Source organism: Novosphingobium sp. HR1a, assembly GCF_015594425.1.
In the GTDB taxonomy this organism is placed as follows: Bacteria; Pseudomonadota; Alphaproteobacteria; order Sphingomonadales; family Sphingomonadaceae; genus Novosphingobium; species Novosphingobium resinovorum_A.
Genome location: NZ_JABXWS010000171.1, coordinates 1 through 376 on the forward strand (window position 1 = coordinate 1; position 376 = coordinate 376).

The 376-nt window shown below is 50.8% G+C and carries 1 rRNA gene; it reads left to right on the plus strand.

What is annotated here, in order from left to right:
- Positions 1-206: 206 nt before the first annotated feature.
- Positions 207-376, plus strand: a 23S ribosomal RNA gene (locus tag HWN72_RS30860); the annotation flags it as partial.

Sequence of the window (376 nt, forward strand, 5' to 3'; positions counted from 1 at the left end):
GACCTAACGGTCGGTTACGCAGGATCTGCCTGCACTTCTTTGACATTGTGAATGGGTTTTTTAATCGATGCCGTGGCGCGTCGTACCTGCTGACGTAGTGGGTACAATATGACGCGCAACATACAGATTTACATCTGGCTGAGATTAATCGTCCGCACCTGAATACAACGTAACCTCTATGCAGGGTTGTCGTTGATGGTGTGGATTCTCAAGCGTGAGGTAAGAGCATCTGGTGGATGCCTTGGCATGTACAGGCGATGAAGGACGTGGCACGCTGCGATAAGCGTCGGGGAGTTGTGAGCAAACTTTGATCCGACGATTTCCGAATGGGGAAACCCACCTTCACCATTTCTCTCGACCGTTGGTTCGCCAATGA